This window comes from Paenibacillus sp. J2R1T-4, assembly GCF_059692235.1.
In genome coordinates, this window is sequence record NZ_JCAUBA010000009.1 from 1 (window position 1) to 15,584 (window position 15,584).

At 47.9% G+C, this 15,584-nt stretch carries 10 protein-coding genes; 5 read left to right on the forward strand and 5 right to left on the reverse strand.

Annotated elements, in window-relative coordinates:
• Nucleotides 1-209 precede the first annotated feature (209 nt).
• On the reverse strand, nucleotides 210-374 hold the full coding sequence (locus tag AC58QD_RS16220) for a hypothetical protein (protein WP_497335025.1): 165 nt from the start codon (nucleotides 372-374) through the stop codon (nucleotides 210-212).
• Nucleotides 375-551: 177 nt separating this feature from the next.
• Between AC58QD_RS16220 and AC58QD_RS16225 the strand changes: the two genes are divergently transcribed.
• Nucleotides 552-779 carry a DUF1128 domain-containing protein gene (locus AC58QD_RS16225; protein ID WP_497335027.1) on the forward strand — a complete coding sequence of 76 codons (228 nt, stop codon included), beginning with the start codon at nucleotides 552-554 and terminating at the stop codon, nucleotides 777-779.
• A 51-nt stretch (nucleotides 780-830) separates the two neighbouring features.
• Here AC58QD_RS16225 and AC58QD_RS16230 read toward each other — a convergent pair whose 3' ends face one another.
• The 3 genes from AC58QD_RS16230 to AC58QD_RS16240 are packed head-to-tail and all read right to left on the reverse strand — an operon-like array spanning nucleotide 831 to nucleotide 3,373.
• Nucleotides 831-1,553, reverse strand: a complete 723-nt coding sequence (locus tag AC58QD_RS16230) for a WbqC family protein (RefSeq protein WP_497335029.1) — start codon at nucleotides 1,551-1,553, stop codon at nucleotides 831-833.
• Between the two features lie 56 nt (nucleotides 1,554-1,609).
• Nucleotides 1,610-2,155: a GNAT family N-acetyltransferase gene (locus AC58QD_RS16235; protein WP_497335031.1), complete on the reverse strand. Its 546-nt coding sequence runs from the start codon at nucleotides 2,153-2,155 to the stop codon at nucleotides 1,610-1,612.
• Between the two features lie 12 nt (nucleotides 2,156-2,167).
• Nucleotides 2,168-3,373, reverse strand: a complete 1,206-nt coding sequence (locus AC58QD_RS16240) for a glycosyltransferase family 4 protein (RefSeq protein WP_497335033.1) — start codon at nucleotides 3,371-3,373, stop codon at nucleotides 2,168-2,170.
• A 130-nt stretch (nucleotides 3,374-3,503) separates the two neighbouring features.
• Here AC58QD_RS16240 and AC58QD_RS16245 point away from each other — a divergent pair, with 130 nt between their 5' ends.
• From AC58QD_RS16245 to AC58QD_RS16260, 4 genes are all read left to right on the forward strand, one after another.
• A complete protein-coding gene (locus AC58QD_RS16245) occupies nucleotides 3,504-3,833 on the forward strand; it encodes a hypothetical protein (RefSeq protein ID WP_497335035.1) in 330 nt (109 codons plus the stop codon).
• 140 nt (nucleotides 3,834-3,973) lie between these two features.
• The gene (locus AC58QD_RS16250) at nucleotides 3,974-6,730 is read left to right on the forward strand and encodes a choice-of-anchor Q domain-containing protein (RefSeq protein WP_497335037.1); all 2,757 of its coding nucleotides are present in this window, start codon (nucleotides 3,974-3,976) and stop codon (nucleotides 6,728-6,730) included.
• Between the two features lie 167 nt (nucleotides 6,731-6,897).
• Nucleotides 6,898-11,817 (forward strand): Ig-like domain-containing protein, encoded by a 4,920-nt coding sequence (locus AC58QD_RS16255; protein ID WP_497335039.1) that lies wholly within the window; start codon nucleotides 6,898-6,900, stop codon nucleotides 11,815-11,817.
• 18 nt (nucleotides 11,818-11,835) lie between these two features.
• Nucleotides 11,836-13,134 (forward strand): Gfo/Idh/MocA family protein, encoded by a 1,299-nt coding sequence (locus AC58QD_RS16260; RefSeq protein ID WP_497335041.1) that lies wholly within the window; start codon nucleotides 11,836-11,838, stop codon nucleotides 13,132-13,134.
• Here AC58QD_RS16260 and AC58QD_RS16265 read toward each other — a convergent pair.
• Nucleotides 13,062-15,410: a helix-turn-helix domain-containing protein gene (locus tag AC58QD_RS16265; protein ID WP_497335043.1), complete on the reverse strand. Its 2,349-nt coding sequence runs from the start codon at nucleotides 15,408-15,410 to the stop codon at nucleotides 13,062-13,064. The genes AC58QD_RS16260 and AC58QD_RS16265 overlap by 73 nt on opposite strands.
• Nucleotides 15,411-15,584: the final 174 nt, after the last annotated feature.

Below are 15,584 nucleotides of genomic sequence, written 5' to 3' on the forward strand. Positions count from 1 at the left end.
ATGGACCAAATGCTTATATGAGCATGTATTTGCAGTATTCGTCATTTCTATGGGTGTTAAAATCCTGCGAGTGAGTGAGCATTCGTGAGAAAAACCCTTAAAACCGAGGGATGGGCAGGAAGGTGGAGCGGAGAAACGCACAACGGCAATCGCAGCTCTCCTTTCTGCCCTCCTGCGCATCTAACTGATTTCGCCAGAGACCTTGCTTCCTATTCTACTTCTTCATCTTCAAAACCGCTCTTTTCTTCTGTGCCTCGAATCGTTTGCTCAGAAGCTTCCTTCTCGATTACATCATTAACGAAGGCCATGTCTTGATTCTCAGCTTTCATATGCGCTGTGCCTTTGTAATTCTCTTCATGCGTTTTGTTTTCCATTGTTGGATTCTCCTTCGTTAGTATTTGATAGGGTTGTTCGTATTCATCTTTGATACTATTTGCATCGAATGGGAAAAGTATTCCCATACTTGTCCATGAGAACGGATGTAGGCTAGGCGGTTTCCATCAAGCATGGTACAATAACAACAATAAATTCCTATCGAAAGGAGATCCCTGATGGATTTGATTACGCCAAGCGAAACGAACATCGCTTACATGGTCGAGCAGATTAAGAACAAGCTCAAGGTCGTTACCGCGGCTTCCATCAAGCCCGAGCACTTCGGTATTTCCCGCTACGAGGATATTAAGGAAATTTACGACATGATCATGAACAAGAAAAATTTCAGTATCAGCGAGATCGAAGCATTATGCGCAGAACTGAAACAGTTGAAGCAGCCAATATAATATGGATATGAGCAAAATGGTGTCATCCTCGGAAGGATGACACCATTTTGCTCATTCATATTGACTCCAACCGGTCATTGCTCCAGAGAGAAGGATCTTTCTGGCTTCCTCCATTTCAACATTTGCAAGCAAATCTAATATCGATAGATTGGGGAGGAATGTCCCAAAGCTTTGCGGGTACTCGGGACATTTCCACTCCTGAACCCTAATTTTTATGTTGCGTTTCCGGAAATCAGATAGGTTCAAATAATTAGTAAAGCCTTCTTTTCCGCACAAATAATGCGTTCCATTCACTAAAGAGGCGATCTCAGCCATTCGTTCAGATGCCTTCAGCTCGACAGCAAGTCCCATTGATCCAACCGCACTGCCCTGCCATCCCAGCCTGCGCAGCATATCCAATGTGAATTGTTCGCAGAAGATAGAGAAAGGGGTGTTCAGCCTTTGATGCAGACGGAGATAGTCAGCGGCCTCCACCGCGGCTGCATAATAAGGGCTTTTGCTGTAGGCATGGTGCAAGGTCATTTGTATGGTGCGGATCCAGTTATCGCTATAGGGTATGACGGCTTGATTGATTTTCACCCGATTCCCGCCGGACACCGGAATGGAGATCATATGCTTCTGGCCGTTTAGTTTCACTGTAAATGACGTTTGCCCTACTTTCTTATTAAGCTGCACATCATGAAGAATAACCCATACATCACTGTTCATAATTCGATTGAAGTAGTGAAGAGGCGGGAATACATTAGGCTGGTAAACACATATTTTAGTCAACACCTCATGCACACCTCTTCCCAAAAGGTTCCGAAGCCTTACTTATCTCCAGCCTGCATTTATTTATTGATATAGATCAGCACATAAGCAATACCATGCTCATCCACGAAATGATCGTCCAATACTTGTATATCCGTCTTTCCCCTGGCTTCGAAGAAACGGGTCAGGAAGGGCTTATCCGCTATTCGCGCACCAAGCAGCGCAGCGAAGGGCAGTGACAGCTTATGATCCTTTCGAATGACGGCTGTGATCGTATTATATTGCGGCATCCTCTTCCACTCCAAATAAGCCTTGGTCATAAGCTTTCTTCCTAATTTTCTTCCCGCATACTGCGGATGGACGGCGACCCGATGCACATAATTTATATCAGGGAAAGGGGTTGAACATATCATGAATGCAATGAGCTTATCCTTTTTGACAACTCCATAGCTTGTTTCGAATTTTCCGGGTAAATCCGACAAGAACTGATTCTCATCCCATAACTCGATAGAGTATAACGACCCTCTCTCCTGATGAACCAACTGTTCTACTTCCAGAAGATCGGATATATAACGTTGCATATTGTCCCGATCTAATTTGATCATGGAGTACCCTCTGCCTAACATTGCTCTTTCCTCCTATTGCTTGACCTTTTGTATGGCTTGATTGTATACCCTCATAACTTGTTCCATCATGACAGGAAGCGAGAGATGCTTCTTTCCCCAATTCTTGGCTTGTTCACCCATCCGCTTTTGCAGGCCAGGGTCACCTATCGATCTCTTTATTTGCTGGTAAAGCCTATCACTGTCTCCCGCTGGAACGAGTAGGCCGTTTGAGTTATGCTTCACCATTTCGGTAATCCCTCCTACCCCGGAAGCGATGATCGATTTACCTGCCACTTGCGCCTCTACCAGAGAGTAAGGATAGTTTTCTTCAAGGCTAGGCAAGACGTATAGATCCGCCTGTTTCAGCAGGGAAGGAATATCGCTGCGTCGTCCAAGGAATTTGACGTAAGGATCAAGGCCAAGCTTACGGCTTTGCTTCTTTAGCTTCTTTTCCATCCCGCCGCTGCCGACAAGCCAGTACACCCAGTCTGTCCGATCGTGTTTTAATTTGGCCAGTGCGTCTAATAAAGTATCCAGTCCCTTTATTTCTTCAAGTCGGCCAGTGCTGATGATCACTTTTTTATTAGATGGACGCTTTAACCCTGATGCTTTGTTCATTTGGCGCTTGAAGGAGGGGATATGGATTCCATTATGGATGACGGTCATGTTAGATGTAGGGATATTCACTTTTTGATACACTTTTTTCAGCCAATTGGAAGGGAGAATCGTTCGATCGCTTTGCTCGATGGCGCTTGTTTCGAAGAGGGATACCACATTCCATGGCAGGCTGCCTGGACTGATGTATCCGAAGTAATAATAGGCGGCCGTAACACATCCATGTATAGTCAAAATGAGTGGAACATCGCCAGGTTTGGAATAACCCAATATGCTGGATGACACAATGTCTTGCGCATGAATAACATCATATTGCCTCAGATCTATGGATTGGACCGCACCTATGAACTTCATCGCCTCATTTTGCAGGGCTTGCAATCTTTTTCCCATCTTTTGACCGACTGAGTTGGTCTGGAACAAAGGTGGTATGTTGGTTTTTACAAGGCCATTCTTGCTTGCCAGAGTGCGGGAATTATTGCGTGTAATATAATAGTGGTCGTTGTCTCTGGCCAATATATCAACTTTATGGCCGTTCTGCTCAAGGCCTTTCCTTAACTCTTCGATATACACTCCCACCCCGCCTCTTGGCGGATAAGCGAATATAGTGGAAATCAAAACTCTCATAGCAATCTCTCCCTTTAAGATCATTGATAGCCTTCGTTATACTATGCCGATCTTCAATGCTTGGAAAGGTATAGTAAACTATTAATCTCGTGAAAAAGGAATGATTCTAGTGATTGCGGAGGAGTGGTAATTGCTTCTTTACGCAGCCCTTCATCAAGCTTCTGTCGCAGCAACACGCCCTTACTTCTGGAACGGGACGGTAGTGGTTTATGAAACAGATGGTGAACTGTCGTTCCTGCCAAACTTGTATGTGCCCCTTATGGGTAAGGAGATGAATGGAGAGATGGAAGCTCTAAAGGCTTTTCAAACCCAGCTAGGCTCCATCCTGCATCCTGTTCATCCGATACCTTTTTATTGGTCGATTTCTGCAGTGTCCGCATACAGGAACAGGGAAATGTCCGCCGTTTTCATAATAGTCCGTATACATAATAAAAGAAATCGATTACATTCAAACAGATAAACTTGAAGGGGGTGAAAATAGTGAAACTTCAAAAATACGGATAGGTATATGACCGAGCAGCTCTTTTTGTGAAATGACAGTTTTTTGACGGAAGGAGTATTATGTTATGGATCAATTTTGCTTCGGGAGGCGAAATGAGAATGAGAAAAGTCCAAATGTTGTTGTTCATCTTGGTGTTTACAGGTGCCTTCATTCTTCTGATATCAAACATAGGGCCGTTTCAAAAAACAGAGGCAGCAGGAGATACGACAGTAGACTTTAATTCATATACGAGCAACTATCAGGCGATCACAGGCGTGTACGGAGGAATTGACTGGGGAACGGGAAGTCCGACTTGGGAATCGTACGGGCCATGCTGCGGCAATGCAACCTATCAAGCCCGTATTTCTTCGAGTTCAACCTCGGCGGTATCCAAAACGATTGTGCTTCCGGCAGGTAAAGTATTGAAAAGTGTGAAGATCAGTACCGGCTACAGTATTGGAAATATTGTGCTGTCATCATCGGGCAACTCGAATGTTACGATTACACCGCCGGGCAACAGCACGACGAGCGCTTATACGACGGGCTGGACGACTGCAGCCACGAATGTGACGATTACTGTGACGAACAACCACGGTGCGTATGATGTTAACTTTGATGATTTTGTATATGGCGATGCAGCTGGACCTACGCCAACACCTCCCCCTGATGTAACGGTGGATTTTAACTCGTATACGAGCAAGTATCAGCCTATAACGGGAGTGTACGGAGGGATTGACTGGGGTTCGGCGAGTCCGGTATGGGAATCGATGGACCCATGCTGCGGAAATTCCACTTATCAAGCCCGTATATCTTCGAGTTCAACATCAGCGGTATCCAAAACAATTGTGCTTCCCGCAGGAAAAGTATTGAAAAGTGTGAAGATAGGCACCGGCTACAGCATAGGAAATATTGTGATGTCATCATCGGGCAACTCGAATGTTACGATTACGCCGCCGGGCAACAGCACGACAAGCACTTATACAACGGGCTGGACGACCGCGGCGACAAATGTGACGATTACCGTGACGAACAACCACGGTGCGTTCGATGTTGACTTTGATGATTTTGTTTATGGCGACCCAGCGGGAGGCACCCCAACCCCGACGCCTACACCAACGCCTACACCAACACCAACGCCTACACCAACACCAACACCAACGCCTACACCAACTCCAACACCAACCCCAACGCCAACTCCGGGTGGCAGCGCTATTCTATATTTCTCCGACCTTGTTTCCGGTCCTAAGAGCGGGAATACCGATACTTCGCTCGGACAGACCTCTGGCCAGGACGGCGCAATCGTAACGGTGTGGGGTAAAAACCTCGGCAGCAGCCAAGGTACCTCGCAAATTTTGGTGGGAGGCGTAACCGCGCGCATTTATTCCTGGGGCAACGCCACGTCGCCAGCCGACTTGAATTCGAAGCATGGCATGCAGATGGTGGCATTCCAAATTCCAAGCGGGGCACCGAGCGGCGCCACGACCATTCAAGCGGTGATCGGCGGCACCTCAACTAACACACTACCATTTACAATTAGATCAGGAAATATTTATTTCGTCAAAACGACCGGCAACGATACGACTGGCGACGGCAGCTGGTCGAATCCTTGGAAAACGTTGCAGAATACAAGCTCGAACGGCGCAATTCTGAAATTAAGTTCCGGAGATACATTGTATGTGGGGAACGGTGTTCAACAGACTTGCGGCTGCGGAGACCGTGCGACGATGAATCTGGAGTATGGCTTGCCGTCCAGTAAACTAAGTACGCAGGCGATGCCAAAAGCGTTAGTCGCTTATCCTGGCGCCTCGGTTACAATCGGCAGCAATAGTTATGATAAAGCTTGGTCTACTTTTGTCGGATCTGGTGCGGGTAACTTTAATGACGCCAGTATGTATTGGGTAATTTCCAAGCTGACTCTTACCGGCAATCAAACCGGTGCCAGCTTAAGCTCCGGGTTCCGCTTAATCGGCAGTAAAATAACGGCCCCCTCGGGCAACCAGCCTACGGGAGCTGTGACGGCGGTGGGCAATGATCTTTACATGCTCGGCAATGAAGTAACGAATACCGGTTATCCGGGTACGAGCAAGTTATATCATCCGATCTATTTGCAAAGCACGGAAAAGAGCACGGCACCCCGATTGCCGACGGAGTCGAACCGTGAAATCGCCTGGAACTATTTGCACGACAACAGTGCGTTTGACGGAATCAACATTTATCGGGAAGGAGCATTCAGTGCCTATCAGACCAATAACCGGATCCATGATAACTACATTATCAACCAGGCAGGTCGGGGCATTCTGATCGGCGAATACATCACCGGTGAAAACTGGATATACAATAACGTTATTCTGCATTCGGGCAGAGGTCCTATACCGAGTGGAGATCCGGCCTGGGCATATGTTTGTATGGCCATCCAACCGGGAGCACCAGGATCAGGAGCGCTGCTGCATATATACAACAATACGATGTACGACTGCAGCGCCAACCCTTCGGGTGCCCCAGCCAATACATCCGGCATGATCTCAGTAGCCAAGAATTACGACGGTTATACGGTCGATTTCCGCAACAACATTCTATATACGACCGGCAGTTCGACCCCTTATTTGTTGAGTAGCACCATTCCGTCCGGTGTAACCATGAACGGGGATCATAATATTTGGTATGGCGATGGCTCTGGACCAAGTTGGGACACTTCAGCGATTAACTCCAATCCGCTGCTGGTCAATACTGCGGGGAACGATCTCCATTTGCAGTCGGGCAGCCCGGCAATTAACAGCGCTAGTGTACCTTCAGGATTCCCGATTCCGTCCCGTGACTTTGACGGTGTTGCAAGACCTAAAGGTGCAGGATATGACATTGGAGCATACGAGTACTAAGATTTCAATAATTTATACGACTCCTTGCCTTTATGATTGCGTTTCATTGAAGCGGATTGGAATATTGATTGAGATGACCGAGACTTTCTCAAGCTGTTAGGAAGTCTCGGCAGCTCGCCAAGATCAAGTGCGGAAGTCCATATTGATAGGATTAGGGGGTTGTTCTTATGTTCAAGAAAGTTTGTTCTCTCTTGCTCATTTTTACTTTAGCTATATCGTATCTACTGCCTGCTTCCAGCTTGCTGCCGATTCCTGCTGCCGGAGCAGCGGGTGACACTACGGTGAATTTCCAATCCTTTACGGACAGATACCAGAATATCACAGGCAATCTGAGTGGCATTAACTTTGGAAATAGCGCACCTCACTGGAGGACAATTGCTTATGATAAATATTCGGACTTATGGGCATCAATTGCGGATTTCTCCAATAATGAAGTGAGCAAGACGCTCACACTACCGCCAGGAAAAGTGTTGAAAAGCTTGGAGGTCGGGAACCGTTATGACACCTCGACCGTTATTTTGTCTTCGCCGGGTACCGGCAATCCGGATGTAACGATTACACTGAATCAAGGAAACCTGTTGGGTATCACGGCACAGACGAATTGGAAAATAGCTTCGCCGACTGTTCAGGTCAAGGTGATCTATACAAGCGGGAGCGGACATTTCCCGTCCGAAACTTACTTCCGTACATTTACATACGGCGATGTGCCAGCCTGGTATCCGAAAACGAGCACTGCAGCCGGAACTTTCAGCCTTGGAACGGGAAATACCGGTATCCAGACCGCTGAATTCGATATTACACCTCTAAAGACGAGCATCGATGCTGCGGTGGGCTATGGAGGAACGGCAACGGACATGACGCCCGGATACGGAAATTTCGCCATGATTCTTAACTTGCACCAAGGTGTTTTCTCCGTCAGGAATGGCGGTGTATACAGCAGTATGGCTGCGATTCCACTGGTGGTTGACAAGACCTACCACGTGAGAATGGTCACGAATTTGCCAGCTAAGCTCTATAGTGTATATATTACGCCTCAGGAACCGGGCGGTGTTGAAACCCAGATTGCCGACAATTACGCGTTCAGAACCGGAGCCCCCGTACCGGACGATCTAGGCCAAGTCACCTTGTATAGCGACACAGGGGTTAACGATGTGTTCAAGTTGGAGAATCATAAGGTAACGACAACAACGGCTTTAACAGGGATAACGCTCGCATCGGGTGCTTACGGGCTGACGGTCGGAGAATCACAAGCGATGTCGGTTACAGCTGCGCTTGCGGACAGCAGCACCTATAACGTAACTGCGGGCTCCAAATTTTCTTCATCCGCACCGGCAGTCGCCTCGGTCGATGCATGGGGAACTGTTATAGCCCTGAAGCAGGGTTCGGCGCAAATAACGTCGTCATATGGCGGAATGACGGCAACTTCCGCTATCACGGTAACGCCGCCCCCCTTATCAGCAATCACATTGGATTCAGATGTATATCGTTTATCGCCTAACGGGACGCATCAGGTGGCTGTTACCGCGCATTATGCGGACGGAAGCACATCCATCGTGACGGCAAGCGTGAGCTACTCGTCATCGGCAGCGGGCATTGCGACCGTAAATGCTGCCGGCGTAGTAACTGCGGTTGCCATAGGACAGGCGACGCTCACCGTTGGATATGGAGGCCAAACGGCCACCGCCGCAATAGAGGTAGAGCCTTTATCATTAGCAGGCATTCAACTTGACTTAACCGCCTACAGCCTAGTCTTGGGTGGGAGCCACCGCATGCAGGTAACCGCTGTTTATTCGGATGGCAGTACGGCGGATGTAACTTCGCAAGCCGTCTATGATGTATCGGCACCGGGAATCGTAACGGTCAACCAGGGAGAAGTAACAGCTACGGCGCTGGGAATTATAACAATATCGGTAAATTATGGTGGACGAATGGAAATGGTAATTGTTACAGTAGAAGAAGCCGGACCTGCTCCTGTGCTCTATTTCTCCGACCTTGTATCAGGCCCAAAAACCGGGAATACCGATACTTCGCTCGGCCAGATCTCTGGTCAGGAAGGCGCAATCGTAACGGTGTGGGGTAAAAACCTCGGCAGCACTCAAGGTACCTCGCAAATTTTGGTGGGAGGCGTATCCGCGCGCATTTATTCCTGGGGCAACGCCACGTCGCCAGCCGATATGTATTCTAAGCACGGAATGCAGATGGTCGCATTCCAAATTCCAAGCGGGGCACCGAGCGGCGTGACGACCATTCAAGCGGTGATCGGCGGCACCTCGACCAACACACTGCCATTCACAGTCCGTTCCGGCAATATTTATTTCGTGAAGACGACTGGCAGCGATACAACCGGCGACGGTAGCTGGTCGAATCCATGGAAAACGCTGCAGAATACGAGCTCGAACGGAGCAATCCTGAAAATAAGTTCCGGCGATACGCTGTATGTGGGGGACGGTGTTCAACAGATTTGCGGCTGCGGAGACCGTGCGACGATGAATCTGGAGTACGGCCTGCCGTCCAGTAAACTAAGTACGCAGGCGATGCCAAAAGCGTTGGTCGCTTATCCTGGCGCCTCGGTTACAATCGGCAGCAATAGTTATGACAAGGCCTGGTCCACTTTTGTCGGATCTGGTGCGGGCAACTTTAATGACGCCAGTATGTATTGGGTAATTTCCAAGCTGACTCTTACCGGCAATCAAACCGGTGCCAGCTTAAGCTCCGGGTTCCGCTTGATCGGCAGTAAAATAACGGCCCCCTCGGGCAACCAGCCTACGGGAGCTGTGACGGCGGTGGGCAATGATCTTTACATGCTCGGCAATGAAGTAACGAATACCGGTTATCCGGGTACGAGCAAATTATATCATCCGATCTATTTGCAAAGCACGGAGAAGAGCACGGCTCCCCGATTGCCGACGGAGTCGAACCGTGAAATCGCTTGGAACTATTTACATGACAACAGCGCATTTGACGGAATCAACATTTATCGGGAAGGGGCGTTCAGCGCCTATCAGACCAACAATCGGATCCATGACAATTACATTATCAACCAGGCAGGTCGGGGCATTCTGATCGGCGAATACATTACCGGTGAAAACTGGGTGTACAACAACGTCATTCTGCATTCGGGAAGGGGACCTGTCCCTAGTAACAGTGACCCGGCCTGGGCTTATGTGTGCATGGCCATCCAGCCGGGAGCACCGGGATCAGGAGCGCTGCTGCATATTTACAACAATACGATGTACGACTGCAGCGCCAACCCTTCGGGTGCCCCAGCCAATACATCCGGCATGATCTCAGTAGCCAAGTCTTATGACGGTTATACGGTCGATTTCCGCAACAACATTTTATTTACGACAAGCACAGCGACCCCTTATGTGTTGAGTAGCACGATTCCGTCCGGTGTAATCATGAACGGGGATCATAATATTTGGTACGGCAACGGTGCCGGGCCAAGCTGGGATCGTTCGCCAATCAACACCGATCCGCTGCTGGTCAATCCCGGCAATGATGATGTCCGACTGCAAGTTACAAGTCCGGCCATTGACAATGCGGCTAACAATGCCGGTTATCCGATACCAGCCCTCGACTTGGATGGCGTTGTAAGGCCAATAGGCTCCGGATACGACATTGGCGCCTATGAGTCTAAAGTGGATAAAATCCTCAACGAAATCAGCTTGAATCCGTCTGCGGCCACCTTGGATATTAACGGCTACAAACAGATCGCTGCAACGGCTGTCTATTCTAACGGAACCGTGACCGATATTACGAGTGCGGTCGTCTATGCGTCATCGAACCCTGCTGTGGCGTACGTGAGCGCATCGGGCCTATTGACCGGAATTTCGTCTGGCGAAGCTGTTATTACAGTCAGCTATAACGGCAAATCCGCCACCATACATGTAACGGTAACCAGCAAAGTGGTAACGTTAACGGATCTTGTCCTCGATTCTGCCGCTTATGTTCTTAGTCCCGGCGGATCACATCCATTGATCGTAACCGCCTACTATTCAGATGGCACGACCAAGGATGTTACGGTGCAAACCGCCTATTCCTCATCGAACCCCGAAGTGGCAACCATTGACGCACATGGGGTTGTGAAAGGAGCGGATGACGGTGTCTCGCAGCTTACGGCAACTTATAGTGGGCTTACAGTTACAGCTAGCGTAACGGTTCACTCATTTGCGATTGCGGACCTCCGGTTCGAAGATGCCGTCGGCAACCCCGTTACAAGCATGAAGGGATTAGAATTCATTAAGGTGGCCGCACAAATCACGAATAACACCGAATCGGTGCAAATGGCTTCCTTCTATGTCGTGCTATACAATTCCAAAGATGCGGTCAAGCAGCTAGCGTATGTGTCCCGAACGGCTGCTCCCGGAGAAACAGCCGAATACGGAGTGGGGTTTGCAATGCCGGACAACGCAGATAACTATTATTTGAAATTATTCATTCAAGGCGCTGACGGTCACAAGTTATTGTCCGATACCATCATGTTCCCAAGTCCACAACAAGCGCCAATGGCCGTAAATGTCGCGATCAGGGGGATTGCGGAGGCAGGTCAGACACTCATTGGAAGCTATTATTATGTGGACACTAACGGCGATCCAGAATCGGGGACGACCTACAAATGGTTGATTTCAGATACGCTTGACGGCCGTTATAAGGAAATAAAAGGAGCAGTCAGGCAAACCTTCACACTTACGCAGGCAAACGTTGGCAAGTATATCAAATTCGAGGTCACCCCGAAAACGACCATGTCGCCGAAGACGGGAGACACGGTGATAAGCGCCGCCGCAGGACCGATCGGCGACGGAGGGCTCACGCCGACCGTACAGATCGTCCGTGATTCCGTAAACGGTTTCGCAGCATCCGGGGATGTGAAGGAGCCTTTGACAACCCAACTACGGAACCAACTGAATCAAGCCGATCGTCATTTAAGCCAGGGCTCTTTGAAAGACGCGAAGAAGGACATCGAGGATCTGTTGAAGGATTTGAATAAACCGCAGAATCAGAGCAAAATTTCCGAAACTGCAAAACAGGCGTTGATCGGGTTGGGGCAAGCGCTTATCGATTTATGGCAAGAAGAAATGAGTTAAAGGAGAGAAACTATTGCTATGATAAAAGCGGCGTTGATCGGAGCAGGCCAAAGAGGGATGTTCGCCTATGGCTCCTATGCATTACAAAGGCCTAATGAGGTCCAGTTTATTGCCGTTGCTGAGCCGGATGATGAGAGAAGGGAAAGGTTTGCGAGGGAGCATGCCATTCCCTTAGAGAATCAATTTCATTCATGGGAGCAGCTGCTGGCACAGCCGAAATTATGCGAAGCGCTATTGGTATGCTCCCAGGACCGGAATCATTATGAGCCGGTGATGAAGGCTCTGAAGCGGGGCTACCACATTTTGCTTGAAAAGCCGATGTCGCCGAACCCCCTCGAGGCGCTGGAAATGGCGGAAGAAGCCGAGAAGCTTAACCGAATATTGACGGTCTGCCATTCGATGAGGTACTCCAATTACTTCCGGGCCTTAAAAAAAATCATTCAGGACGGAACGATCGGCAACATCATGACGATTCAATGGACGGAAAATGTAGGGTTTTGGCATCAGGCCCACAGCTTCGTCCGCGGCAATTGGCGCAATGCGCAGGAAGCCAGTCCAATGATTTTACAGAAAAGCTGTCACGATATGGATATGATTTCCTGGCTCGTTGATGACAAATGCGAAGCGGTTTCCTCGTTCGGCGCCCTGACTCATTTTAAGGCGGAGAATGCCCCGGCAGGATCGACTGAGCGTTGCATGGACGGCTGCGCCGTGGAGCATGAGTGCCCTTACTCGGCAATGAAAGCGTATTTGAATGAGAAGGATGAATGGCCCCAGAATGTCGTTTCCCTGGATAACCGTCTAGAAGTACGGTTGAAAGCGTTAAAAGAGGGGCCATACGGAAGATGTGTCTATCGCTGCGATAACAATGTTGTGGATCATCAAGTAGTGAATTTACGATTCAAAAATGATGTTACAGTTTCCTTCACAATGACTGGATTCACGATCCAAAACACCCGCACGTTCAAAATAATGGGTACTAAAGGTGAAATCCGCGGTCACGGTGAAAAAAATGAAATTGAAATTCGTTTTTTCACTGGCAAAAGGGAAACCGTCTACCCGGAAACTGTAGCAGGTGGACACGGCGGTGCGGATACGTTGATCATGCGCGATTTCGTCAAGCAAGTAGCGGACGGAGACGTTAAGGGCGGCTCCTCAACCGGGACCGAATCAGCACGCACCCACCTTATCGCCTTTGCCGCGGAGGAATCGAGGCTTACTGGCAAAACGATGCTGTTAGACGATTATATCCGTGATTTGAAGACAGGTTCATTCGCCGTGGCAGAATCCTTGAACAAGGTCGGCGAAACGCCATAGCATCTATTAAAGGCTCTTCGGAATACTCTGGAGCTGTTATATCCAACCCGTTCGGATATTTCTTCTATGGTCATGCCGCCTTCTTTAATCAATTCGCACGCCTTGGAAAGTCTCATATTTTCCAAATACGTCGTGAAGCTGTGCCCGATATGGGTTTTGAAGTAACTAGACAAATAATCCTCCGAGAAATGAAGCGCAGAAGCTGCTTGATAAAGAGTCAGGTTCATGTCGGAATAACAATGTTCCATATAATCGATGATTTGATGCCTCAGATTGTCTGAGGCATTCCTTTTTTGCAGGCTCAAATAGCTGGCTAATTCGATGTAAATCGTTTTAATAGAATCGAACTTGTTAGCCGCAACAATGTTTTTATTGATTTTATGTATCATTTTATGATAATGCTCTTCACTCGTTTCTTCGGCAACCGGCAATTTTTCTATAATCTTGATCAGCGTGCCGTTCAATTCCCTGTACAATAATTGCGCCATCTCTTGAGATAACGTTTTCACTAAAAAATTTTTTTCGTACAGCAACGCAAACAATTTTTCTACTTCGTCTTTATCGCCCGTACGGACAATGTTGATTAGCCGGATTTCGATATCGATCGGGTAGTAGAAAATATCACCCGGCTGCCCATTGTTACGGCTCCACATCACCGCGGAGCTATAGACGGTTCGATCCGAGTCCAAAGCTTGCTGCGCCTCCATGAATGAATAGAATGAATCCAGCAGATTGCTCTTCATGCTGCCGGCGGAGATCCTCAGTTTGATCCCGTATTGCTGCTCCAGTCGCTGAACGGTTGCCGAGGAAATCGCCTCGACCAAGCACGCGCACTCTTTTTCATCCTCATGGTTCATGGACAGCAGGAATACAACCGTTTTCTCGTCGATATCCGCGTAATAAGAGGAATCGTAGATGCTTTTCATGGTCGATTGGGTCAAAATTTTTGCTGCATTGAGTTCCCTCAGCTCATGGATCGACAATGCCTCGCTATAGCCCTCTATTCGCATAATCAGAATGACGAAAAAGTTGCCCTCAATCTTCATTTTGACTTCGGCCATGTTCGTCATGATTTCGTGAATGTCATTGAAGCCGCCCTTCACAAGCCGGTATAAAAATGCATTTCGGAGCGTAGGAATTTGTTTGATCATTTTCTCCTGTAATATAATGTCGGTTTCGATCAAGTTGGAGATGGCATTGTTTAAGAAGTCGTACTCGTTATTACCGCTTGGCACCGTGACTTCACCTCTTTGCATCAAGGTTTTGATCAGGCGGCTGATAGGGGCCGTGTTTTTATAGGAAATAATAAGGGCCAGCATGATACCGAGTACGAGGCATACAAACAACGATAAGAATAAAATATTACTCAGGTAGTTGGTTTTCTGAAGCACTTCGCTGGCGGGAAGCATAATCGTGTAACGCCATCCGTTATATTCCGATTTGGTGACAGACAACAGCATGTTTTTATCGTCGACCTTCTTGATCGTATTGCCCGAATTGTCAGCAGTCACGGAGATCACCGATTGCGGCGGCTTCCCGATGGATGTGATGAGCATGCCGTCGCTGTTACGGATTTCCACGTATCCTTCGTTTGTTGCGATCATCTGCTTCAAAGCTCGTTGGATTTCATCGCCATTGATCAGAATCACGATCGTTGCACTTGGCAGCACATCGGTGCCTAAACTCATGGTTTGGATATACGTAACAATCGATTTCGTTTCCTTGTTCGTCAAGGACGCCTTGTTCATCGTAACGTTCTGTAGGGGGAGGAAGCTCTTGGCATGATAGGCAAGCAAAGAGCTGGATTTCCAATCGTCAAAAGAGAGATTGGCATAGGAGGAGTAATGATCGTAATATTCCTTTGCGTCATATAAGGCATCCGGCGACATGATAATGTCGCTGTTCCGGAAATAGATGTAATAGTTATAAATAAAATTGTTAGTAACTTTGTAGGAAGGGAGATTACTCCAAACGTACCACATTGTGTAAGCGCTATCAATTTCTTGGACCGGTCCTCTGGCATACATGAATTGTTGAATATAGGAATTCAGCATTAGCTGCGAGGAGATGGCATCGACTTCTTGCAGCCTCTTATCCAGCAAGTCACGTGTCTGTTCCACGAGCGACAGGTTGTTGCTCAAAATTTCTTCTTCAAACGTATGGATCGTTTTGGCATACAGGAACCAGCCTACCATGACCGGAAAGCTGAGGATTAGCAAATAAGATAGAAAAAAACGGACCAGGATAGTAAATTTAAATATTTTTTTCTTTTTCAAATTTATCTCCTCCTGTTTAATATTGTAAACCCAATTGGATTACTTTGGAAGGAGTGCCGTTAGAAAGTGTCCGCCGTTCTGAGAATTGTCCGTTTACATATTTCCATGAATCGAATACATTCAGAGCGTAATCGATGCCGAGTGATTGAATCTTCGATGTCAGAATTGGAGGTC

Bases quoted from the DNA above. Each gene is read 5' to 3' on its own strand.
- AC58QD_RS16220 (WP_497335025.1), bottom strand. From the start codon at position 374: ATGGAAAACAAAACGCATGAAGAGAATTACAAAGGCACAGCGCATATG.
- AC58QD_RS16250 (WP_497335037.1), top strand. From the start codon at position 3,974: ATGAGAAAAGTCCAAATGTTGTTGTTCATCTTGGTGTTTACAGGTGCC.
- AC58QD_RS16235 (WP_497335031.1), bottom strand. From the start codon at position 2,155: ATGTTAGGCAGAGGGTACTCCATGATCAAATTAGATCGGGACAATATG.
- AC58QD_RS16255 (WP_497335039.1), top strand. From the start codon at position 6,898: ATGTTCAAGAAAGTTTGTTCTCTCTTGCTCATTTTTACTTTAGCTATA.
- AC58QD_RS16225 (WP_497335027.1), top strand. From the start codon at position 552: ATGGATTTGATTACGCCAAGCGAAACGAACATCGCTTACATGGTCGAG.
- AC58QD_RS16240 (WP_497335033.1), bottom strand. From the start codon at position 3,373: ATGAGAGTTTTGATTTCCACTATATTCGCTTATCCGCCAAGAGGCGGG.
- AC58QD_RS16260 (WP_497335041.1), top strand. From the start codon at position 11,836: ATGATAAAAGCGGCGTTGATCGGAGCAGGCCAAAGAGGGATGTTCGCC.